Origin of the sequence: Nocardioides hwasunensis (assembly GCF_014779665.1) — a bacterium.
Taxonomy (GTDB): Bacteria; Actinomycetota; Actinomycetes; order Propionibacteriales; family Nocardioidaceae; genus Nocardioides; species Nocardioides hwasunensis.
The window spans coordinates 68,207-88,046 of sequence record NZ_JACXYY010000003.1 but is presented as its reverse complement, the minus strand read 5'-3'; the positions used below and the strand labels follow the sequence as shown (position 1 = coordinate 88,046).

The 19,840-nt window shown below is 71.2% G+C and carries 20 protein-coding genes; 17 read left to right on the top strand and 3 right to left on the bottom strand.

Annotation, left to right across the window (positions count from 1 at the left end; genetic code table 11):
• Positions 1–14 precede the first annotated feature (14 nt).
• The 4 genes from IEZ25_RS07535 to IEZ25_RS07520 all read left to right on the top strand — a co-directional run bounded on the left by IEZ25_RS07535 (position 15) and on the right by IEZ25_RS07520 (position 4,402).
• The gene (locus IEZ25_RS07535; RefSeq protein ID WP_318152098.1) at positions 15–1,184 is read left to right on the top strand and encodes a site-2 protease family protein; all 1,170 of its coding nucleotides are present in this window, start codon (positions 15–17) and stop codon (positions 1,182–1,184) included.
• A 35-nt stretch (positions 1,185–1,219) separates the two neighbouring features.
• Positions 1,220–2,194, top strand: a complete 975-nt coding sequence (locus tag IEZ25_RS07530; protein ID WP_191198808.1) for a tRNA (adenine-N1)-methyltransferase — start codon at positions 1,220–1,222, stop codon at positions 2,192–2,194.
• Positions 2,195–2,292: 98 nt separating this feature from the next.
• Positions 2,293–4,038 (top strand): proteasome ATPase, encoded by a 1,746-nt coding sequence (gene arc, locus IEZ25_RS07525; protein WP_191198807.1) that lies wholly within the window; start codon positions 2,293–2,295, stop codon positions 4,036–4,038.
• A 19-nt stretch (positions 4,039–4,057) separates the two neighbouring features.
• Positions 4,058–4,402 carry a hypothetical protein gene (locus IEZ25_RS07520; protein ID WP_191198806.1) on the top strand — a complete coding sequence of 115 codons (345 nt, stop codon included), beginning with the start codon at positions 4,058–4,060 and terminating at the stop codon, positions 4,400–4,402.
• 166 nt (positions 4,403–4,568) lie between these two features.
• On the opposite strand, the gene IEZ25_RS07515 is transcribed toward IEZ25_RS07520, so the two are convergent.
• Positions 4,569–5,192, bottom strand: a complete 624-nt coding sequence (locus IEZ25_RS07515; RefSeq protein WP_191198805.1) for a class I SAM-dependent methyltransferase — start codon at positions 5,190–5,192, stop codon at positions 4,569–4,571.
• A 3-nt stretch (positions 5,193–5,195) separates the two neighbouring features.
• Here IEZ25_RS07515 and dop point away from each other — a divergent pair, with 3 nt between their 5' ends.
• The 4 genes from dop (at position 5,196) to prcA (ending at position 8,972) form a co-directional block, all read left to right on the top strand.
• Positions 5,196–6,716, top strand: coding sequence for a depupylase/deamidase Dop (gene dop / locus IEZ25_RS07510; protein WP_191198804.1), 1,521 nt, complete (start codon positions 5,196–5,198; stop codon positions 6,714–6,716).
• 170 nt (positions 6,717–6,886) lie between these two features.
• Complete coding sequence (locus IEZ25_RS07505) at positions 6,887–7,084, top strand: ubiquitin-like protein Pup (protein WP_191198803.1); 198 nt, start codon at positions 6,887–6,889, stop codon at positions 7,082–7,084.
• Positions 7,085–7,089: 5 nt separating this feature from the next.
• On the top strand, positions 7,090–7,920 hold the full coding sequence (prcB, locus tag IEZ25_RS07500) for a proteasome subunit beta (RefSeq protein ID WP_191198802.1): 831 nt from the start codon (positions 7,090–7,092) through the stop codon (positions 7,918–7,920).
• A gap of 20 nt (positions 7,921–7,940) precedes the next feature.
• Entirely contained in the window at positions 7,941–8,972 is a 1,032-nt protein-coding gene (gene prcA, locus IEZ25_RS07495; RefSeq protein ID WP_191198801.1) for a proteasome subunit alpha, read from the top strand.
• On the opposite strand, the gene IEZ25_RS07490 is transcribed toward prcA, so the two are convergent.
• Positions 8,924–9,412: a hypothetical protein gene (locus IEZ25_RS07490; protein WP_191198800.1), complete on the bottom strand. Its 489-nt coding sequence runs from the start codon at positions 9,410–9,412 to the stop codon at positions 8,924–8,926. The two genes, prcA and IEZ25_RS07490, sit on opposite strands and share 49 nt — an antisense overlap.
• Before the next feature lie 59 nt (positions 9,413–9,471).
• Positions 9,472–9,882 (bottom strand): hypothetical protein, encoded by a 411-nt coding sequence (locus tag IEZ25_RS07485; RefSeq protein WP_191198799.1) that lies wholly within the window; start codon positions 9,880–9,882, stop codon positions 9,472–9,474.
• A gap of 105 nt (positions 9,883–9,987) precedes the next feature.
• On the opposite strand from IEZ25_RS07485, the gene pafA reads away from it, so the two are divergent.
• From pafA to IEZ25_RS07440, 9 genes are all read left to right on the top strand, one after another.
• Positions 9,988–11,349 carry a Pup--protein ligase gene (gene pafA / locus IEZ25_RS07480; RefSeq protein WP_191198798.1) on the top strand — a complete coding sequence of 454 codons (1,362 nt, stop codon included), beginning with the start codon at positions 9,988–9,990 and terminating at the stop codon, positions 11,347–11,349.
• Positions 11,350–11,441: 92 nt separating this feature from the next.
• A complete protein-coding gene (locus IEZ25_RS22185) occupies positions 11,442–12,401 on the top strand; it encodes an FKBP-type peptidyl-prolyl cis-trans isomerase (RefSeq protein ID WP_191198797.1) in 960 nt (319 codons plus the stop codon).
• A gap of 82 nt (positions 12,402–12,483) precedes the next feature.
• Entirely contained in the window at positions 12,484–13,440 is a 957-nt protein-coding gene (locus IEZ25_RS07470; RefSeq protein ID WP_224748666.1) for a helix-turn-helix transcriptional regulator, read from the top strand.
• Positions 13,437–14,429, top strand: a complete 993-nt coding sequence (locus IEZ25_RS07465) for a helix-turn-helix transcriptional regulator (RefSeq protein WP_191198795.1) — start codon at positions 13,437–13,439, stop codon at positions 14,427–14,429. The genes IEZ25_RS07470 and IEZ25_RS07465 overlap by 4 nt, the downstream gene beginning before the upstream one ends.
• A 73-nt stretch (positions 14,430–14,502) precedes the next feature.
• Positions 14,503–14,799, top strand: coding sequence for a Sec-independent protein translocase subunit TatA (gene tatA / locus IEZ25_RS07460; protein WP_224748665.1), 297 nt, complete (start codon positions 14,503–14,505; stop codon positions 14,797–14,799).
• A gap of 18 nt (positions 14,800–14,817) precedes the next feature.
• Complete coding sequence (tatC, locus tag IEZ25_RS07455; protein ID WP_191198794.1) at positions 14,818–15,654, top strand: twin-arginine translocase subunit TatC; 837 nt, start codon at positions 14,818–14,820, stop codon at positions 15,652–15,654.
• A gap of 37 nt (positions 15,655–15,691) precedes the next feature.
• Positions 15,692–16,084: a hypothetical protein gene (locus tag IEZ25_RS07450; RefSeq protein WP_191198793.1), complete on the top strand. Its 393-nt coding sequence runs from the start codon at positions 15,692–15,694 to the stop codon at positions 16,082–16,084.
• 36 nt (positions 16,085–16,120) lie between these two features.
• Positions 16,121–17,038, top strand: a complete 918-nt coding sequence (locus tag IEZ25_RS07445; RefSeq protein ID WP_191198792.1) for a diacylglycerol kinase — start codon at positions 16,121–16,123, stop codon at positions 17,036–17,038.
• Positions 17,035–19,839, top strand: coding sequence for a DEAD/DEAH box helicase (locus tag IEZ25_RS07440; RefSeq protein ID WP_191198791.1), 2,805 nt, complete (start codon positions 17,035–17,037; stop codon positions 19,837–19,839). The genes IEZ25_RS07445 and IEZ25_RS07440 overlap by 4 nt, the downstream gene beginning before the upstream one ends.
• Position 19,840: the final 1 nt, after the last annotated feature.

The following is a 19,840-nucleotide window of genomic DNA, read 5'->3' as shown; positions in this document are numbered from 1 at the left end:
GCTAGGGTCGACCCGTGCCCGAACCCACCGATCCAGCGCCCGTCCAGGGCCGTTCGCCGCGTGCGCCCAGGCGTCCGGGCACCGTGCGGATCGGGTCGATCGTCGGCATCGACGTGCTCATCACGAGCTCGTGGCTCATCGTGGCCCTGCTGATCTCGTTCGCCTTCGCTCCCCGCATCGAGCAGGTCGAGCCCGGGCTGGGCATCTGGAAGTACGTCGCCGGCTTCGTCTTCGCGGTCGTGCTCTACCTGTCCGTGCTGCTCCACGAGGCCTCGCACGCCGTGGTGGCCCAGCGCCTCGGCTACGGCGTCAACTCGATCACGCTCCACTTCCTCGGCGGCATGACCGAGATCGAGGGCACCTCCCGCAAGCCGCGGCACGAGTTCTGGATCGCAGTCGTCGGTCCGCTGACCTCGGTCGCCGTCGGCGTGGCCGCGGTCGGCCTGTGGTTCCTCGTGCCCGCGGGCCTCGTCCGGGTGGCGATCGAGGGCCTGGCCGGTGCCAACCTGGTCATCGGCGTGCTGAACCTCGTGCCCGGGCTGCCGCTCGACGGCGGCCGCGTGCTGAAGGCCCTCGTGTGGGGAGCCACCGGCAACCAGCACCGGGCGACGATCGTCGCCGGCTGGGGCGGTCGGTTGACCGCGCTCGCACTGCTGGCCTGGCCGATCGTGCAGGAGCGGGTGACCGGCGTGGAGCCGACGATCCTGGACCTGGTCCTGGTGTTCATCCTCGGGCTGTTCCTCTGGACCGGTGCGACGGCGGCCATGGCGCACGCGCGGATCCGCGAGCGCCTCCCTGCGCTCGTCGCACGCCCGCTCGCCCGACGCACGCTCACCGTCCCCGCCGACCTGCCGCTCGCGGAGGCCGTCCGACGAGCCCAGGACGCCCAGGCAGGCAGCATCGTCACCGTCTCGCGCGACGGTGCGCCGCTCGGCATCGTCAGCGAGGCCGCCGTCACGGCCATGCCCGTCGAGCGTCGGCCATGGGTCGCGGTCTCGACCGTCACCCGCTCGCTCGAGGACGGGCTGACGCTGCCTGCCACGGTCGCCGGCGAGGAGCTCGTCCAGGCGATCAGCAGCCACCCGGCCGACGAGTACCTCCTCGTGGAGACCGACGGCCGGATCTACGGCGTTCTCGCCACCGCCGACGTGGACCGCGCGTTCCGGGCGAACGCTCGTCGCTGAGGGATTCCGGCGTTCTGGCCACTAGGGTTCGCGGCATGTTCGAGCGTTCCACCGATGACCCAGCCGACGTCCCCGCCGAGGCCTGGTCCGGCGTCCACCGCGGGCCCCTGCGCGAGGGCGAGTGGGTGCGCCTGGTCGACAACAAGGGCCGCAAGCACAACTTCGAGCTCGTCGCCGGCAAGCGGTTCTTCTCCAACAAGGGCCACCTCGACCACGACGACATGATCGGGCGCGAGGAGGGGTTCACCCTCGTCTCCTCCGCCGGCGGCCAGTACCTGGTCTTCCGGCCGCTGCTCAACGAGTTCGTGGTGTCGATGCCGCGCGGCGCCGCGGTCGTCTACCCGAAGGACGCCGCCCAGATCGTCGCTCTGGCAGACATCTACCCCGGGGCGCGCGTCGTCGAGGCCGGCGCCGGCTCGGGCGCGCTCACCTGCTCGCTCCTCCGCGCCGTCGGCCCCTGGGGACGTGTCACGTCCTTCGAGCTGCGTGAGGAGTTCGCCGAGGTCGCGCGTCGCAACGTCGACCAGTTCTTCTCAGCGCCCGACGGCCAGACACACCCCGCCTGGGACCTGCGCCTGGGCGACCTCAAGGAGGGCCTGCCGTCCCTGGGCGCGCAGGTCGACCGGATCATCCTCGACATGCTCGACCCCTGGAACTGCGTCGACGCGGTCGCCGACGCGCTGGTGCCCGGCGGCATCGTGTGCGCGTACGTCGCCACGACCACGCAGCTCTCACGCGTCGTGGAGACCCTGCGGGTCCACGGTGGCTTCACCGAGCCGCAGCCGTGGGAGTCCCTCGTGCGCGACTGGCACGTCGAGGGTCTCGCCGTGCGCCCCGGTCACAAGATGATCGGCCACACCGCCTTCCTGGTCACCGCGCGGCGGATGGCGCCGGGGGAGACGCCGCCCCGCAATACCCGCCGGCCCGCCCCCGGTGCCTACGGTCCCGACTACACCGGCCCGCGCCCCGCCGACGTACCTCCGCCCGAGACGGAGCGCGACGACGCCTGAGGCTCCGGGCCGCCGTTGCCAAACGGTGACCAACACGGCGAGATATCCACTTCCGTCCCTCCGGTTCATGGGTAGTGTCATGAAGCAGGAGGTGCGAGATGTCTGAGCCGACACGCGAGCAACTTGCCACTCAGGTGCGTTACCTGGAGGCCGAGGTCACCGACCTGCGCCGCCGCCTGGACGACGTGCCCGGACAGTCCCACGGCCTGGAGAAGCGTCTGAGCGACGCCCAGCGCTCGCTGGCCGCGGTCTCGAGCCAGAACGAACGGCTCGCGCAGACGCTGCGCGACGCCCGCGACCAGATCACCACCCTCAAGGAGGAGGTCGACCGGCTCGCCCAGCCGCCGGCCGGCTTCGGCACCTTCCTCGCCCGCAACGACGACGACTCCGTCGACGTCTTCACCGGCGGCCGCAAGCTCCGGGTGAGCGTCAGTCCGGCGGTCGAGCTCGACGCCCTGGTGCGCGGGCAGGAGGTCATGCTCAACGAGGCCCTCAACGTCGTCGCCGCGCTCGACTTCGAGCAGGTCGGCGAGGTGGTCATGCTCAAGGAGATCCTCGCCGACGGCGAGCGTGCCCTGGTGATCGCCAACGCCGACGAGGAGCGCGTCGTCCGCCTCGCCGAGCCGCTGCGCGCCGAGGACATGACGATCCGCGCGGGCGACTCGCTGCTGCTCGACACCCGCGCGGGCTACGTCTACGAGGTCGTGCCGAAGTCCGAGGTCGAGGAGCTCGTCCTGGAGGAGGTGCCCGACATCGACTACACGCAGATCGGCGGGCTCACCACCCAGATCGACGCGATCCGCGATGCGGTCGAGCTGCCCTACCTCCACCCCGAGCTGTTCAAGGACCACGAGCTCAAGCCGCCGAAGGGCGTGCTGCTCTACGGCCCGCCCGGCTGCGGCAAGACGCTGATCGCCAAGGCGGTCGCCAACTCGCTGGCCAAGAAGGTCGCCGAGCGCACCGGCGCCTCGGGGAAGTCCTACTTCCTCAACATCAAGGGCCCCGAGCTGCTCAACAAGTACGTCGGTGAGACCGAGCGCCACATCCGGCTGGTCTTCCAGCGGGCGCGGGAGAAGGCCTCGCTCGGCACCCCCGTCATCGTGTTCTTCGACGAGATGGACTCCCTGTTCCGCACGCGCGGGTCGGGCGTCTCCTCCGACGTGGAGAACACGATCGTGCCCCAGCTGCTCAGCGAGATCGACGGTGTCGAGGCGTTGGAGAACGTGCTGGTCATCGGCGCGTCCAACCGCGAGGACATGATCGACCCGGCCATCCTCCGCCCCGGTCGCCTCGACGTGAAGATCAAGATCGAGCGGCCCGACGCCGAGTCGGCCCGCGACATCTTCTCCAAGTACCTCACCCAGACGCTGCCCCTTCACGCCGACGACCTCGCCGAGTTCGGCGAGGACCGCGCAGCGACGGTGAACGCGATGATCCGGGCGACGGTCGAGCGGATGTACACCGAGACCGAGGAGAACCGCTTCCTGGAGGTCACCTACGCCAACGGCGACAAGGAGGTCCTCTACTTCAAGGACTTCAACTCGGGGGCGATGATCCAGAACATCGTCGACCGCGCGAAGAAGATGGCGATCAAGGACTTCCTCGACAGCGACCTCAACCCCGCCCAGCGCGGCCTCCGGGTCCAGCACATGCTCCAGGCGTGCGTGGACGAGTTCAAGGAGAACGAGGACCTGCCCAACACGACCAACCCCGACGACTGGGCGCGGATCTCGGGCAAGAAGGGGGAGCGGATCGTGTTCATCCGCACCCTCATCACCGGCAAGCAGGGCACCGAGCCGGGACGATCGATCGACACCGTCGCCAACACCGGCCAGTACCTCTGAGGCCGGTCGGGCACGCGCGATGGCTCGCGAGGAGGAGCTCGGGCACAGCGACATCGAGGCCGCGCTGGCGACCCGCCGCGAGCTCGGCGCGCGCTACGACGCCGAGCTCGTCGACGGGTTCGCCGACCGGATCGAGCGGGTCGTCGAGCAGCGCGTCGCCGAGCAGGTCGCCCTCCAGCAGCAGCGCACGTCGGCGGTCGCCGGCGCGGGTGCACGCCAGCTGGCGCTGGCGATCATCTCGCTGGTCGCGTGCATCCCGATCAGCATCGTGCTGGGCGTCAACGAGCAGTTCGTCGCTCTCCTGGTGACGCTCGCCGGCATCGTCGCGGTCAACATCGCGCACGCGTGGCAGTCGCGTCCGTGAGCGAGCCCGGACGCGCCGTACCCCTGCGGAGGGAGTGGCGCGGCTCACAGGAGGCGTAGGTTGGTCGCATGCGATCCATCATCATCATCGTCGTGATCATCGTCGTCGTGCTGTTCCTGCTGGGGTTCCTGCGCCGCGGCCGCTGAGCCTCCGGCTCCGGCGTGCCTCACACGGCGCGCAGGCGGGTCACGAACACCCACGGGCGCGACGCCGACGGCCCCGGCAGGTAGTCCTGCTCGAGGTCCTCCACCTCCCAGCCCGCCGCAGCGACCATCGCCGGGACGTCGCGGGTGAGGTGACAGCCGCCGGCCACCGCGCGCTGCAGCGGCTCGAGCCGTCGTTGCCAACGGCGCACGGGCTCGTGCGGTGCCAGACCGTGCTCGAGCACGTGCAGGCGACCACCGCCGCGCACCACCCGCCGGGCCTCGCGCAGCGCGAGCAACGGGTCGGGGATCGTGCACAGGCTGAAGGTGACGAGGGCCGCGTCGTGGGAGTCGTCGGGCAGTGCGAGCCGCTGGCCGTCGAGGCCTGCGCGATGGATCGGCAGGTGCGTGCGGGCGCGCCGCCGCGCGGACAGCTGCCAGCCGAGGTCGGACGGCTCGATGGCGGTGACCGCGTCGACCTCCGGCGGGTACCACCGCACGTTGAGGCCGCCGCCGAACCCGACCTCCAGCACCCGGCCGGTCAGGCCCGCGCACGTCACGTCCCGCAGCTCGCCGACCTCGTGGCCGCGCAGGCTGAGGTCGACCAGACGGGGAACGACCCGCTCCTCCCACACCCGTAGGCTCATCACATGAGCGTACGACGGGTGATGGGCACCGAGGTGGAGTACGGCATCTCGGTGCAGGGACAGCCCGCGGCCAACCCCATGGTCGCCTCGTCCCAGATCGTCAATGCCTACGCCTCCTCGACCGCGCGGGCACGTCGGGCCCGCTGGGACTTCGAGGAGGAGTCGCCTCTGCGCGACGCCCGCGGGTTCGACATGGCCCGCCAGGTCGCCGACCCCAGCCAGCTCACCGACGAGGACCTCGGCCTGGCCAACGTCATCCTCACCAACGGTGCCCGGCTCTACGTCGACCACGCGCACCCGGAGTACTCCTCGCCCGAGGTCACCACCCCGCTCGACGTCGTGCGCTGGGAGAAGGCGGGGGAGCAGGTCATGCTCGACGCCTCGCGCATGGCGGCGCAGGTCCCCGGCAGCACGCCGATCCTGCTCTACAAGAACAACACCGACAACAAGGGCGCCTCCTACGGCGCCCACGAGAACTACCTGATGCGGCGCTCGACGCAGTTCGCCGAGATCGTGCGCCACCTGACGCCGTTCTTCGTCTCCCGCCAGGTGGTCACCGGCGCCGGCCGCGTCGGCATCGGCCAGGACGGCCGCGACACCTCCCCGGAGCGCGGTTTCCAGATCAGCCAGCGCTCGGACTACTTCGAGGTCGAGGTGGGCCTGGAGACCACCCTCAAGCGCCCGATCATCAACACGCGCGACGAGCCGCACGCCGACCCCGCGGTCTACCGCCGTCTCCACGTGATCCTCGGCGACGCCAACCTCGCCGAGATCTCGATCTACCTCAAGGCCGGCACGACCGCGCTCGTGCTGGCGATGATCGAGGACGGCTTCATCGATCGTGACCTGAGCGTCGAGGGCGCCGTGAACTCGCTCCGGGAGGTCTCCCACGACCCGACCCTCCAGCAGCTCATCACCCTCCGCGACGGCCGTCGGATCACGGCCGTGCAGCTGCAGCTGGAGTACCTCGAGCTCGCCCGCAAGTACGTCGAGGACCGCTACGGCGCCGACGCCGACGAGCAGACCGTCGACGTGCTGGCGCGCTGGGAGTCGGTGCTGACCCGGCTCGAGCGCGACCCGATGGAGTGCGCCGCCGAGCTCGACTGGGTCGCCAAGCTCAAGCTCCTCAACCAGTACCGCGACCGCGACGGCCTCGACTGGGACGACGCCAAGCTGCACCTCATCGACCTGCAGTACGCCGACCTCCGGCCCGACAAGGGCCTCTACCACCGGCTCGCGGGGGCGGGTCGGATCCGGCGCCTGCTCGACGACGCCGCCATCGAGGCAGCCATGCACGACCCGCCGGTCGACACCCGCGCCTACTTCCGCGGCCGGTGCCTCGACAAGTACGCCGACTCGGTGGCCGCCGCGTCGTGGGACTCGGTGATCTTCGACCTGCCCGGCCGCGAGTCGCTCCAGCGGGTCCCGACCATCGACCCGCTCCGTGGCACCCGCGCCCACGTCGGCGAGCTGATCGACCGCAGCGAGACCGCACAGGCGCTGGTGGCCGCGATCACCCGCTGACCCACCACCGGTCGAGCAGCGAGCGCCGGACCCGTTGGTGGAGCAGCGAGCGCCAGCAAGCAGGTGCGCCGCTGGTTGAGCAGCGAGCGCCAGCGAGCGTGTCGCAACCAAGGCCACCCCACGGTGGGCATCTCCCTTGTGACGTCGGTGCGAGTGGATAGGGTCGAGACATGGCCCAGGAGCAGAAGCAACCGCGCAAGTCCTCCCAGGAGGAGACGGCGAGCGAGGAGGTCGTGGAGACCGACGTCGCCGAGCGCAAGGAGACGATCGACGAGGACGTCGATGCGATCCTCGACGAGATCGACGAGGTGCTCGAGACCAACGCCGAGGACTTCGTGAAGTCGTTCATCCAGAAGGGCGGTCAGTGACCCCGATGAGCGAGTCCCGTCTGCCCACGTCGTTCATGACGCCCGGCACGTCGAGCTTCGCCGACTTCCTCGGGGTCCAGGCGCCCGACCTGCTGCCCTCGCGCCGCGCCGTACCGTCGGGCGACGCCGGTGACCTGGCGCCCCACGGCACCACGATCGTCGCCGCGACCTTCGCCGGCGGTGTGGTCATGGCCGGCGACCGTCGAGCGACGATGGGCAACATCATCGCCCAGCGCGACATCCAGAAGGTCTTCCCCGCCGACGAGTTCTCCGTCGTCGGCATCGCGGGCACCGCCGGCCTCGCCGTCGAGATGGTGCGCCTGTTCCAGACCGAGCTGGAGCACTACGAGAAGATCGAGGGCACCACGCTGTCGATGGATGGCAAGGCCAACCGCCTCGCCGCCCTCATCAGGGCCAACCTCGGACTGGCGATGCAGGGCCTGGCCGTGGTGCCGCTCTTCGCGGGCTACGACCTGGTCGCCGAGCAGGGCCGGATCTTCAGCTACGACGTGACCGGCGGGCGCTACGAGGAGACCGCGTTCCACTCGGTCGGCTCGGGCTCGCTGTTCGCCCGCGGCTCGCTGAAGAAGCTCTACCGCGAGGACCTCGACGCCGAGGGCGCCGTGACCGCTGTCATCCAGGCGCTCTACGACGCAGCCGACGACGACTCCGCGACCGGCGGGCCCGACATCACGCGACGCATCTTCCCGGTCGTCCACGTGATCACCGCCGAGGGCGGTGCGCGGATGCCCGACGAGGAGGTCTCGGCCATCGCGGACCGGATGCTCGCCTCGCGGATGCAGCGACCCGACGGCCCCGCCGCGCCCCTCACCTGACGACGTAGGAGCCACCTCACATGTCCATGCCGTTCTACGTCTCGCCCGAGCAGCTGATGAAGGACCGCGCCGACTTCGCGCGCAAGGGCATCGCCCGCGGTCGCTCCGTCGTCGCCGTGCAGTATGCCGACGGCGTGCTGTTCGTCTCGGAGAACCCGTCCCAGGCGCTGCACAAGGTCAGCGAGATCTACGACCGGATCGCGTTCGCCGCGGTCGGTCGCTACAACGAGTTCGAGAACCTCCGCATCGCCGGCGTCCGCCTCGCCGACATGCGCGGCTACGCCTACGACCGGCGCGACGTGACCGGACGCGGCCTGGCCAACGCCTATGCCCAGACCCTCGGCACGATCTTCTCCTCGGGCGGCGAGAAGCCCTACGAGGTGGAGATCTTCGTCGCGGAGATCGGCGACGCCGCCGAGGACGACCAGCTCTACCGCCTCACCTACGACGGCCAGGTGGCCGACGAGCACGGCTTCGCCGTCATGGGCGGGGCAGCCGACGTCGTCGCCGCTCACCTGCAGGAGCACTACGTGCCCGGCGCGCCCCTCGAGGACGCGCTCCGGGTGGCCGTGGCCGCACTCGGGCACACCGAGTCCGAGGACCGGGTGATCCCTGCCGGTGCGCTCGAGGTCGCCGCCCTCGACCGCACGAGGTCGCAGCCGCGCAAGTTCCTGCGGCTGCGTGAGTCGAGGCTGGCGGAGATCCTCGGCGAGCGCGGTCCGACGGAGGCCGACGCGCCGTCGGCCGAGGACCGGGTCGCCGGCTCGGGCCCGCACCAGTCCGGGGTCGACGACCCCGCGGACCCGACCGACCAGGTCTCGGGTGCCACCGCTCCGCTGGAGGACCCCGTCACGGGCGAGCCCCCGGTGGCACCGCCCGTCGCGCCGCCCACCGCCCCGCCGGGCGAGGAGCAGGCACCCGTCGATCCGGCGTCACCGGGCGAGGCGCAGCCGCCCGCGCCGCAGCCGTCCGCCCCTGAGCCGGGCCAGGAGCCCGGGACGGGTCAGCCTCCGGCTCCTGGCACCCCGCCCCCGGGGCCGGGCGAGGTCTGAGACTGCTGCTCGTCGGCGGGCCCGCGGGCAGCACGCCGACGATCGACGACGCTGATCGCCAGCGAGGCTCCGGCCGCAGCGACGCCCATCCACATCCGCGGACGACGTACGCCTCGTGCGGCGAGGGTGCGCTCCGTCCACGCGTCCGCCGACTCGGCTCCGCGGCTCACGACACCGACGAGAGTGCCGACCGCGATGCTCGTCGCCACGGTCGTGGCCGTCCCCGGCCGCACCGCGGGAGCGCCGTCCGGGCCCGGCGAGCCGTCCATCCGGCTCAGGGAGAGTGCCGTCGCGGCGCCCGTGACGGCGCCCGTGCCTGCGTGCACGAGCCATCGTGACGGGCGTGACCAGCGGTGCGTCGCCACGCGGGAGGTGATCACACCTGTGCCGATGGCCAGGGCCGCCTGCGCGGGCCAGGAGTCGAGGGTGTTGTCGTCCATGCCCGCACCGTAGGGGAGCCGCCCAAGGGCCCGCGGGCGTCGCGGACGGTGCCCTCCGGTCAGCGGAGATGGAGCCCCGGCCAGTCCGTCGTGGGCTCGGTCGGGATGCCGCCGAGCCGGCGGCGGTAGCGCACGAACGGGCCGAAGTCGTCCAGGGCGCGCCACATCCGCTGGTGCGCGGCCCACGGCAGTGGCCCCGTGGGCTTGACGTTGCCGTCGGGGCCGAACTCGTGCCAGGCATCGCCGAACCCGACCCACACCGGGGTCCAGGTGGCCGCGTCGTCCCACTCGCCGCGTCGCTGCTCGACCAGGCGCCGGCGCAGCTGGAACTCCATCCGGGCGCCGTCGACGACGACCGGCGCGCTGCGCACCGGCCAGAGCCACAGGTCGTCGGTCATCACCCGGAGCTCGAGGTCCGCCACGGTCCGGGGCTCGACCAGCGCGGTCGCGACGAGGTGGCGGGGTCCCATGGATCCACGCTCACCCGAGCCTCGTCCAGCCGTCAAGACCGACCAGCCCGGTGTCGGATCGCCGAAGTCCGCTGCGTTCAACCGCGGCGTGACTACGCTGGGGGTGTGGACCGGCGGATCTTCGGCATCGAGAACGAGTACGGCGTCACGTGCACGTTCAAGGGCCAGCGGCGCCTGAGCCCCGACGAGGTGGCGCGCTACCTCTTCCGCAAGGTCGTCAGCTGGGGCCGCTCGTCCAACGTCTTCCTCCGCAACGGGGCACGGCTCTACCTCGACGTCGGCAGCCACCCGGAGTACGCCACGCCCGAGTGTGACGACATCGTCGAGCTCGTCACCCACGACAAGGCGGGGGAGCGGATCCTCGAGGGCCTGCTGCTCGACGCGGAGGCTCGCCTCCACGAGGAGGGCATCTCCGGCGACATCTACCTCTTCAAGAACAACACCGACTCCGCCGGCAACTCCTACGGCTGCCACGAGAACTACCTCGTCGGTCGCGCCGGTGAGTTCAGCCGGCTGGCCGACATCCTCATCCCGTTCCTGGTGACCCGGCAGATCGTCGTGGGCGCCGGCAAGGTCGTGATGACCCCGCGCGGCGCGTCGTACAGCGTCAGCCAGCGCGCCGAGCACATCTGGGAGGGCGTCAGCAGCGCCACCACCCGCAGCCGACCGATCATCAACACCCGCGACGAGCCGCACGCGGACGCCGAGCGGTTCCGCCGCCTGCACGTGATCGTCGGTGACTCCAACATGAGCGAGACCACCACGATGCTCAAGGTGGCCTCCTGCGACCTGGTGCTGCGCATGATCGAGGAGGGCGTGGTGATGCGCGACCTCACCATGGAGAACCCGATCCGGGCTATCCGCGAGATCAGCCACGACCCGACCGGGCGTCGCAAGGTGCGCCTGGCCAACGGCCGCGAGGCCAGTGCCCTGGAGATCCAGGGCGAGTACCTCGCCAAGGCGCGTGACTTCGTCGACCGGCGCCAGATCTCGACGCCCACGATCGAGCGGGCGCTCGACCTGTGGGAGCGCGGCCTCAAGGCGGTGGAGTCCGACGACCTGGGGCTCGTGGACCGGGAGATCGACTGGGTCATCAAGCTCAAGCTCATCGAGCGCTACCGCGCCAAGCACGGCTTGTCGCTCGGCGACGCGCGCGTCGCGCAGCTCGACCTCGCCTACCACGACATCCACCGTGGCCGCGGGCTCTACTACCTGCTCGAGAAGCGCGGCGCCGTGGCCCGGGTCAGCAGCGACCTCAAGATCTTCGAGGCCAAGAGCGTGCCGCCGCAGGACACCCGGGCGCGGCTGCGCGGGGAGTTCATCCGCAAGGCCCAGGAGCGCCGCCGTGACTTCACCGTCGACTGGGTGCACCTCAAGCTCAACGACCAGGCCCAGCGCACGGTGCTGTGCAAGGACCCCTTCAAGGCCTACGACGAGCGTGTGCAGAGGCTCATCGACGGGATGTGAGCCCGCGTGCGGCGGTGCCGTCGCCCGCGGGTAGGACCCGCTGGATAGGGTGACCCGGCAAACGCCCCTGTCGATTGATGAGGAAGATCCACGTGTCCCGTGTACGTTCCGCTGCCCTCAGCAGCGTCCTCGCCCTCAGCCTGCTCGGGCTCGCCGCGTGCGGCTCCGAGTCCAGTGACTCCTCGCAGGGCACCGCCACGCTGAGCTCGGTGAAGATCGAGGGCAAGCAGGGCGAGGAGCCCCAGGTCACCTTCGACGGCCGTCTCGACGGCTCGAAGGAGGAGACCGAGGTCCTCGTCGAGGGTGACGGTGACACCGTGGAGGACGGCCAGACCGTAGAGGCCAACTGGTGGATCGGCAACGGCTTCACGCAGAAGGAGGCCCAGAGCACCTACGACGAGGATGGCGCGACGCAGTCGGTCGAGCTCTCCGAGGACATCCTCCCGTTCCTCCGCGACGCGATGATCGGCAAGAAGGTCGGCGACCGCGTCGTCATGCTGACCTCCGCGGAGAAGGCCTACGGCGAGTCGGGCAACCCCACCATCGGCATCGGCAACAAGGACTCCGTCCTGGCGGTCGTCGACATCCTCGGCGCCAAGGAGACCGTGCCCCCGCTCGACGGCCCGCAGGGCGAGGACAAGGAGCCTGCCGGCTGGGCGCCGACCCTCATCGAGAAGGACGGGGTGATCACCGGTCTCGACTTCAGCACCGCTCACGAGCCGTCCGGCAAGCTGATCGCCACCACGCTCGTCAAGGGCGACGGCGCCAAGGTGAAGTCCGGCCAGACGCTGACCGTCAACTACCTCGGTCAGGTCTACAACGCCGACGAGCCCTTCGACGAGTCCTACAGCAAGGAGCCCGCCGAGTTCCCGATCGGCGTCGGCCAGGTCATCACGGGCTGGGACGAGCGCCTGGTCGGCCGCACCGTGGGCTCCCGCGTGATCCTCGAGATCCCGCCGGCCGACGGCTACGGCGAGCAGGGCAACGAGCAGGCCGGCATCAAGGGCACCGACACGCTGTTCTTCGTCGTCGACATCCTCGGCGCCAGCTGACCACGCCGGTCCCACGGGTCGCACCGGCGCACGCACGAGCAGGAGGGAGCAGTCGATGGCGCAGCCACGGGCAGAACGCCTGATGAACCTGCACATCCTCCTGCTGGGGGCGCGTCGCTTCATCGGCAAGGACGCGATCCGCGAGGCGGTCTATCCCGAGCACGCCCGCGGCCCGGCGGGCGACGAGGCCTTCGAGCGCGCCTTCGAGCGTGACAAGGACGCCCTGCGTCAGATCGGGGCGGTGATCGAGGTCGGCAGCGCGGACGCGTTCTTCGACGACGAGATCGGCTACCGGATCCCCACCGAGCAGACCTCGCTGCCGGAGATCCGCTTCGAGTCCGACGAGGCCGCGGTGCTCGGGCTGGCGGCGCAGGTCTGGCAGCAGGCCACCCTCGCCAAGGCGACCGGTCGGGCACTGGCGAAGCTCAAGGGCCAGGGCGTGGAGATCGACCCCGGCCGCCTCGAGGTCGTCGCGCCCGCGATCAGCGCGGACGAGCCCGCCTTCGAGCCGCTGTGGGACGCGGTCGGCAAGCGCCGGCAGGTCAGCTTCGCCTACCGGCGCCCGAGCGAGACCGAGCCGACCACGCGGCGCCTGCAGCCGTGGGGGCTGGCCCGCTCGTCGGGACGGTGGTACGTCGTGGGCCTCGACGTCGACCGCGGCGCCGAGCGGGTCTTCCGCCTGTCGCGCATCGTGGGACCGGTGCGTGCCAGCGGCAAGTCGGCGGCGTACGACGTCCCGGCGGGCACCGACGTGCGCGCGGTCGCCCGGCGGCTCTCGCCGTCGTTCCCCTCCGTGCGCGCGGAGATCTGGCTGCGGCAGGGGACCGGTGTGGGCCTGCGCCGACGCGCGGAGTCCACCGCGCCCCTCTCCGACCGCGAGGGCTGGGACCTGCTCGTCGTGGAGGGACCGGTGCACGAGCTCTCCGACGAGGTGCTCACCTACGGCCCCGACGCGGTCGTCCAGTCGCCGCCGGAGCTGCGCGACGACGTCGTCGCGCGCCTGCGTGCGGTCGCGCAGTCCGCGGGGGGTGCGAGATGACCACCTCGCCCGGTGACACCGCTCCCGACCAGGTGGCCCGCCTGCTCGCGCTCGTTCCCTACCTGCTGGCGCGTGGCGAGGTGCGCCTCGACGACGCCGCGGCCCACTTCGGCACCGACGCCGACCAGATCGAGCGTGACCTGCGACTGTTGTTCATGACCGGCATCTCGCCGGGGCTGCCCGGGGACCTGATCGAGGTCGACCTCGAGGCGTTGGAGGGCGACCGGGTCATCCGTGTCGACAACGCCGACTACCTCGCCCGACCCGTCCGGTTCTCGCCGGCGGAGGCGACGGCCCTCGTCGTTGCCCTGCGCACGATGGTCGAGGCCGCACCGCACGAGGCGCGCGACGTCATCGCACGCACCCTGACCAAGCTCGAGCAGGCGGCGGGCGCCGAGGACGAGGGACTGCTGCGGCTCCACGTGACGCCGACCCCGCTCGAGACCAGCGCGGTGCTGCCCGTGCTCGAGGCGGCGATCGCGCACGGCACGCAGGCGGAGATCACCTACCACGTGCCCTCGCGCGACGAGGCGTCGCGACGCGTGGTCGACCCGAGGGGCCTGGCGCGTGTCGAGGAGGTGCTCTACCTCGACGCCTGGTGCCACACGGCCGAGGGCGACCGGGCCTTCCGGGTCGACCGCATCCTCTCGGCTCACGAGCTCGACACGCCCGTCGCCGACCCCGGGGCCCGCGCCCGCGACCTCACGGGAGGTTGGTTCACCGACGCGGAGACCACCACGGTCACCCTGCGGCTCGCGCCACCGGCACGCTGGGTCGTGGAGTACTACCCGGTCACCGGGCAGCGACCCGGCCCCGACGACACCGTCGACGTCGAGCTCGAGGTGGCCAGCGAGCAGTGGGTGCAGTCGCTCCTGCTCCGGCTGGCCCCGCACGCGACCCTCCTCGCCCCGGCCGCCTACGCGACGGCGTTCACGGAGGCCGCACGGGCGACCCTTCGTCTCTATCAGGTGGACGGCGTAGACTCCTGAAGGTCCCTGACGGACCACCGCACCTCGACCCCGTCACCCCTCCCATGACCCCGAAGATGATGGAGTGAGTTCCATGTTGAACCCGATGATCGGCATGCCGCAGGGTGCTGAGTGGCTGGTGATCCTCGCGATCGTCGTCCTCGTGTTCGGTGCCGCCAAGCTCCCCGACCTGGCCCGCAGCTCGGGTCAGGCCCTCCGGATCTTCAAGACCGAGACCAAGAACCTGCGCGACAACGATGACGACGACGACCCCAAGTCGCCCGAGCAGCGCGAGATCGAGCTCCGCAACGAGGCCCAGGCGCAGGCCGAGGCCCGCTCGGAGACCCCGGGCGAGGTCCTGCGCGAGCGCCGCGACGACACCACCGCCTGACCGCCGAAGTCTCGACGAGTGAGGATCGCCGGTCTTGTCGGCCTGTTCAGCGGCCGACCGCGCCAGGAGGTCGGCCCCGATGGTCGGATGGCGCTGGGTGACCACTTCCGGGAGTTCCGCGCCCGGCTGCTGAGGTGCATCCTGGCGTTCGTCATCGTCTTCGGGCTGGCGCTGTGGTTCCGCCACTTCCTCCTCGACGCGGTCTACGGTCCCTACGAGGACGCGCAGGCCAAGCTGCCCGAGGGCACCACGATCGCCACCACCAGCGGCGCCGGCGCCGGTCTGCTGCTGTGGCTCACGCTGTGCGGGTTCGCCTCCGCCGTGCTCACCGCGCCCTACTGGCTCTACCAGATCTGGGCCTTCGTCCTCCCAGGGCTCTACGCCCAGGAGCGGAAGATGACGCGCGTGTTCGTCGCCATCGCCGGCCCGCTCTTCCTGATCGGGGTCGCGCTGGGCTACGTGACCCTGCCGGTCGCGCTCGACGTGCTCATCGGGTTCAACCCCGAGGGCGTCACCAACCTGATCGACTTCAACGGCTACCTGCAGTTCTTCACCCGGACCCTGCTCGTCTTCGGCCTGGCGTTCAACATCCCGGTCTTCGTCGTCCTGCTGAACTTCGCCGGGGTCGTGAAGGGCCGCCACCTCCAGGCGTACCGACCGTGGATCATCATCGGCACGTTCGTGTTCGCCGCGGTGGCGACGCCGTCGGCCGACCCGTTCACCATGACGCTGATGGCGGTGCCGATGGTGCTGCTGTTCTTCATCTCCGAGGCGATCGCCCGCACCAACGACCGCCGCAAGGCGCGAGCCCGCGGCGGCGACGGCCTCTCGCCCGACGACCTGTCGCCGATCTGAGCGTCGGCGCCTGCCGAGGCTCTGACAGGCTGTTCCCATGCCGGCCGCGATCAAGGACCTCGATCCGTTCGACCTGCCGGAGTGGCTCGGCACCCACGACGTGGTGTGGCGCGCGGACGCCGGACTGGGCACCGGACACCTGGTGCGCGGACGGCTCTCCGCTCCCGGCGAGGACGACCTGCCCTGTGATCTGCTCGCGGTCGACGAGGCGTACCCCGCACCTGTCATCGACGACGCCTCGCGGCTCAGGGTCCACCAGGCCTGGCGGCACGGACAGGTCGTGACCGGCGAGCTCGACACCCGGATCGTGCTCGCGGTCCCCGGCACCGGCTTCGAGCCCGACCGCGTCCTGGAGGCGCTGGCCCGGCTCGCGCGGGCCGTCGGTGCCCATGAGGGGCGCTGGGCCGCGCTGCTGCGCCTGAGTCGCTGACGTACGCCGTCGGCGCCGGGGGATAGGGTCGCGCTCATGCACGACCCGGCTGGGCCCGATCACCCTGTGCGTGGGCGCGAGATCGCCCTGCTGACCAATCCCGCCTCCGGGCGGGGCAGGGGAGCGCGGCACCGCGACGCCGCCCTGGCCCGCCTCCGTGAGAGCGGTTTCGTCGTGCGCAACCTGCAGGGGCGTGACGCCGACGAGGCGGCCGACCTGGCGCGCGGCTGCGTGTCCGACGGGGTCGAGGCGCTCGTGGTGTGCGGGGGCGACGGGCTGGTCCACCTCGCCGTCCAGGCGGTCGCCGGCACCGACGTACCCCTCGGTGTGATCCCGAGCGGCACCGGCAACGACGTGGCTCGCTACCTCGACCTCCCGCGCGCGGACCCGGTGGCAGCCGCCGACCGCGTCATCGCCTCCCGGACGCGCACGATCGATCTCGCCCGCAGCGGCGACCGCTGGTTCGTCACGGTGCTCGCCGCCGGCTTCGACGCCGTCGTCAACGAACGGGCGAACACGATGACCTGGCCGCGCGGCCAGATGCGCTACAACCTGGCCACCCTGGCCGAGCTGCGCACCTTCCGGCCGATCCCCTACGTCCTGCACCTCGACGGTGGGTCCCGGACCGAGACCGTCGAGCACGAGGCGATGCTCGTCGCCGTCGGCAACGGCCCGTCCTTCGGGGGTGGACTGCGGATCACCGAGGGCGCCTTGCTCGATGATGGTTTGCTCGACGTCGTGGTGATCACCCGGATGAGCAAGCCCAAGCTGGTCAGGTCCTACCCCCGGCTCTTCACCGGCAGGATCGACGGCCTCGCCGAGTACGTCCACCACCGGGTGCGGTCCGTGACGATCGCGGCGCCCGGCATCGTGTCGTACGCCGACGGCGAGCGTTTCGGACCGCTGCCGCTGACCGTCGACTGCGTCCCCGGCGCGTTGCAGGTGATCGCATGAGCGAGGAGCAGCACGAGCAGTCGCCCGCCGAGCGCTACGCCGCCTTCCAGAGGAAGAAGCCCTACCCGATGCTCCAGGACTTCGCCGGCCTCTACGGCTTCGAGCTCGACGACTTCCAGGTCCGCGCGTGCCAGGAGATCGAGAGCGGCCGCGGCGTGCTCGTCGCCGCGCCCACGGGCTCCGGCAAGACGATCGTCGGTGAGTTCGCCATCCACCTCGCCCTCCAGACCGGGCGCAAGGCGTTCTACACGACCCCGATCAAGGCGCTGTCGAACCAGAAGTACCACGACCTGGTCAAGCGCTACGGCGCCGACAACGTCGGCCTGCTCACCGGTGACAACGTCGTCAACGGCGAGGCGCCGGTGGTCGTGATGACCACCGAGGTGCTGCGCAACATGCTCTACGCCGGCTCGCGCACGCTGGTGGGCCTGGGCTACGTCGTGATGGACGAGGTGCACTACCTCGCCGACCGGATGCGTGGCGCGGTCTGGGAGGAGGTCATCATCCACCTGCCGGAGTCGGTGACGCTCGTGTCGCTGTCGGCGACCGTCTCCAACGCCGAGGAGTTCGGCGAGTGGCTCGAGACCGTGCGGGGTGAGACCACCACGATCCTGGAGGAGAAGCGGCCCGTCCCGCTGTTCCAGCACGTGATGGTCGGGCGCCGGCTGCTCGACCTCTTCGCCTCCAGCGACGTCGACGCCAGCGCCGGTTTCGTGAAGGAGGGCGCACCGGTCAACGACGAGCTGACCCGGATCGCCCGCGACGACTGGGCGAGCTCGCGGCTGATGCGAGACCGTCGTTCGCCGCGCAAGGGAAAGCCGGGATCGTCGAAGAACCCGCGCGCCGTCGGCAACGGTCGTCGGGTCTGGATCCCGAGCCGCGTCGACGTCGTCGAGCGGCTCGACCGCGAGGGACTGCTGCCCGCCATCATGTTCGTCTTCAGCCGCGCCGGCTGCGACGCCGCCGTGTCCCAGCTGGTGCAGGCCAACGTCCGGCTCACCACCGCCGCCGAGCGCGACGAGATCTTCGAGCGCGTCGAGACGGCCTCGCGGACCCTGCCCGAGGAGGACCTGCACGTCCTGGGCTACCACGAGTTCCTCGACGGCCTCACCCGCGGCGTCGCCGCCCACCACGCCGGGCTCCTGCCGGCCTTCAAGCAGGTCGTGGAGGGGCTCTTCCAAGAAGGCCTGGTCAAGGTCATCTTCGCGACCGAGACCCTCGCGCTCGGCATCAACATGCCGGCGCGCACCGTCGTGATCGAGAAGCTGTCGAAGTGGAACGGCGAGACGCACGCCGACCTGACGCCGGGGGAGTACACCCAGCTGACCGGCCGCGCCGGTCGACGCGGTCTCGACATCGAGGGCCACGGCGTGGTGCTCTACCAACCCGGGATGAACCCCGCAGAGGTCGCCGGCCTGGCCTCCACCCGCACCTATCCGCTGCGCTCCTCGTTCCGGCCGTCGTACAACATGGCGGTCAACCTCGTGCACCAGTTCGGACGCGAGCGATCGCGCGCGCTGCTGGAGCAGTCCTTCGCCCAGTTCCAGGCCGACAAGGCCGTCGTCGGGCTCGCACGGCAGGTGCAGAAGGCCGAGGAGGCGCTCGACGGCTACCGGGACGCGGCGACCTGCCACGTCGGTGACTTCATGGAGTACGCCGCCCTCCGCAGGAGGATCTCCGACCTCGAGAAGGGTGCCGCGCGGGAGCGGCGCCAGGACCGGCGCGGCGAAGCGGCCGCCTCGCTCGGCAGGCTGCGACCCGGCGACGTGATCCAGGTGCCGGCCGGCAAGTTCAGCGGGCTCGCCGTGGTCATCGATCCCGGAGCCAACGGGGACGAGCCGCGGCCCTACGTCGTCACGGCCGACCGCCAGGCGCGGAGGTTGGCGATGATGGACTTCCCGGTGCCCGTCGAGTCCATCGGGCGCCTGCGGATCCCGAAGTCCTTCAACGGCCGCAACCCCGGCCAGCGGCGCGAGCTCGCCAACGCCCTGCGCGCCCGCGCGGACGCGTTCGACGCGCCCGCCCAGCGACGTACGAAGCAGCGCGACTCGTTCAGCGACACGCCCACCGACCGGGAGATCGGGCGGCTGCGCGCCGACCTCAAGTCGCACCCGTGCCACCAGTGCCCCGAGCGCGAGGACCACGCCCGGTGGGCCGAGCGCTACTTCAAGCTCGAGCGTGACACCGAGACCCTCAAGCGACGCGTGGACAACCGCACCAACACCGTGGCGCGGACCTTCGACCGCGTCTGCGACGTGCTGACCGCGCTCGGCTACCTCGAGGGCGACCAGGTCACCGAGCGGGGCTCGCACCTGCGCCGGATCTACACCGACATGGACCTCGTCGCCGCCGAGGCGATCCGTGCCGGGCTCCTCGACGAGCTGGCGCCGTCCGAGCTCGCGGCGGTGCTCTCGGCCCTGGTCTTCGAGGCGCGGCGCGCCGACGACGCCTCCTCGCCCAAGATGCCGGGCGGCCAGGTGCGTCCGGTGCTGGGCGAGCTCGTGCGGGTGTGGGGCCAGCTCGACGCGCTCGAGCGCGACCACAAGCTCGACTTCCTCCGCGAGCCCGACATGGGGTTCGCGTGGGCGGCGTGGCGCTGGGCCGAGGGTGACGACCTCGACGACGTGCTCATGGCCACCGGGCTGTCGGCAGGAGACTTCGTGCGCCGGATGAAGCAGCTGCTCGACCTCTGCGGACAGGTGGCCGACGCCGCCGGCGACGGCCCGCTGCGCGAGACCGCCCGGGCCACGGCCAGGAAGCTCAAGCGGGGCGTGATCGCCTACAGCGTGCTGTCGGAGTAGC

Bases quoted from the DNA above. Each gene is read 5' to 3' on its own strand.
- arc (WP_191198807.1), top strand. From the start codon at position 2,293: ATGTCTGAGCCGACACGCGAGCAACTTGCCACTCAGGTGCGTTACCTG.
- IEZ25_RS07450 (WP_191198793.1), top strand. From the start codon at position 15,692: ATGCCGGCCGCGATCAAGGACCTCGATCCGTTCGACCTGCCGGAGTGG.
- prcA (WP_191198801.1), top strand. From the start codon at position 7,941: ATGTCCATGCCGTTCTACGTCTCGCCCGAGCAGCTGATGAAGGACCGC.
- IEZ25_RS07485 (WP_191198799.1), bottom strand. From the start codon at position 9,882: ATGGGACCCCGCCACCTCGTCGCGACCGCGCTGGTCGAGCCCCGGACC.
- IEZ25_RS07515 (WP_191198805.1), bottom strand. From the start codon at position 5,192: ATGAGCCTACGGGTGTGGGAGGAGCGGGTCGTTCCCCGTCTGGTCGAC.
- dop (WP_191198804.1), top strand. From the start codon at position 5,196: ATGAGCGTACGACGGGTGATGGGCACCGAGGTGGAGTACGGCATCTCG.
- IEZ25_RS07440 (WP_191198791.1), top strand. From the start codon at position 17,035: ATGAGCGAGGAGCAGCACGAGCAGTCGCCCGCCGAGCGCTACGCCGCC.
- prcB (WP_191198802.1), top strand. From the start codon at position 7,090: ATGAGCGAGTCCCGTCTGCCCACGTCGTTCATGACGCCCGGCACGTCG.
- IEZ25_RS07505 (WP_191198803.1), top strand. From the start codon at position 6,887: ATGGCCCAGGAGCAGAAGCAACCGCGCAAGTCCTCCCAGGAGGAGACG.
- IEZ25_RS07445 (WP_191198792.1), top strand. From the start codon at position 16,121: ATGCACGACCCGGCTGGGCCCGATCACCCTGTGCGTGGGCGCGAGATC.
- tatA (WP_224748665.1), top strand. From the start codon at position 14,503: ATGTTGAACCCGATGATCGGCATGCCGCAGGGTGCTGAGTGGCTGGTG.
- IEZ25_RS07490 (WP_191198800.1), bottom strand. From the start codon at position 9,412: ATGGACGACAACACCCTCGACTCCTGGCCCGCGCAGGCGGCCCTGGCC.
- IEZ25_RS07520 (WP_191198806.1), top strand. From the start codon at position 4,058: ATGGCTCGCGAGGAGGAGCTCGGGCACAGCGACATCGAGGCCGCGCTG.
- IEZ25_RS07470 (WP_224748666.1), top strand. From the start codon at position 12,484: ATGAACCTGCACATCCTCCTGCTGGGGGCGCGTCGCTTCATCGGCAAG.
- IEZ25_RS07465 (WP_191198795.1), top strand. From the start codon at position 13,437: ATGACCACCTCGCCCGGTGACACCGCTCCCGACCAGGTGGCCCGCCTG.
- IEZ25_RS07530 (WP_191198808.1), top strand. From the start codon at position 1,220: ATGTTCGAGCGTTCCACCGATGACCCAGCCGACGTCCCCGCCGAGGCC.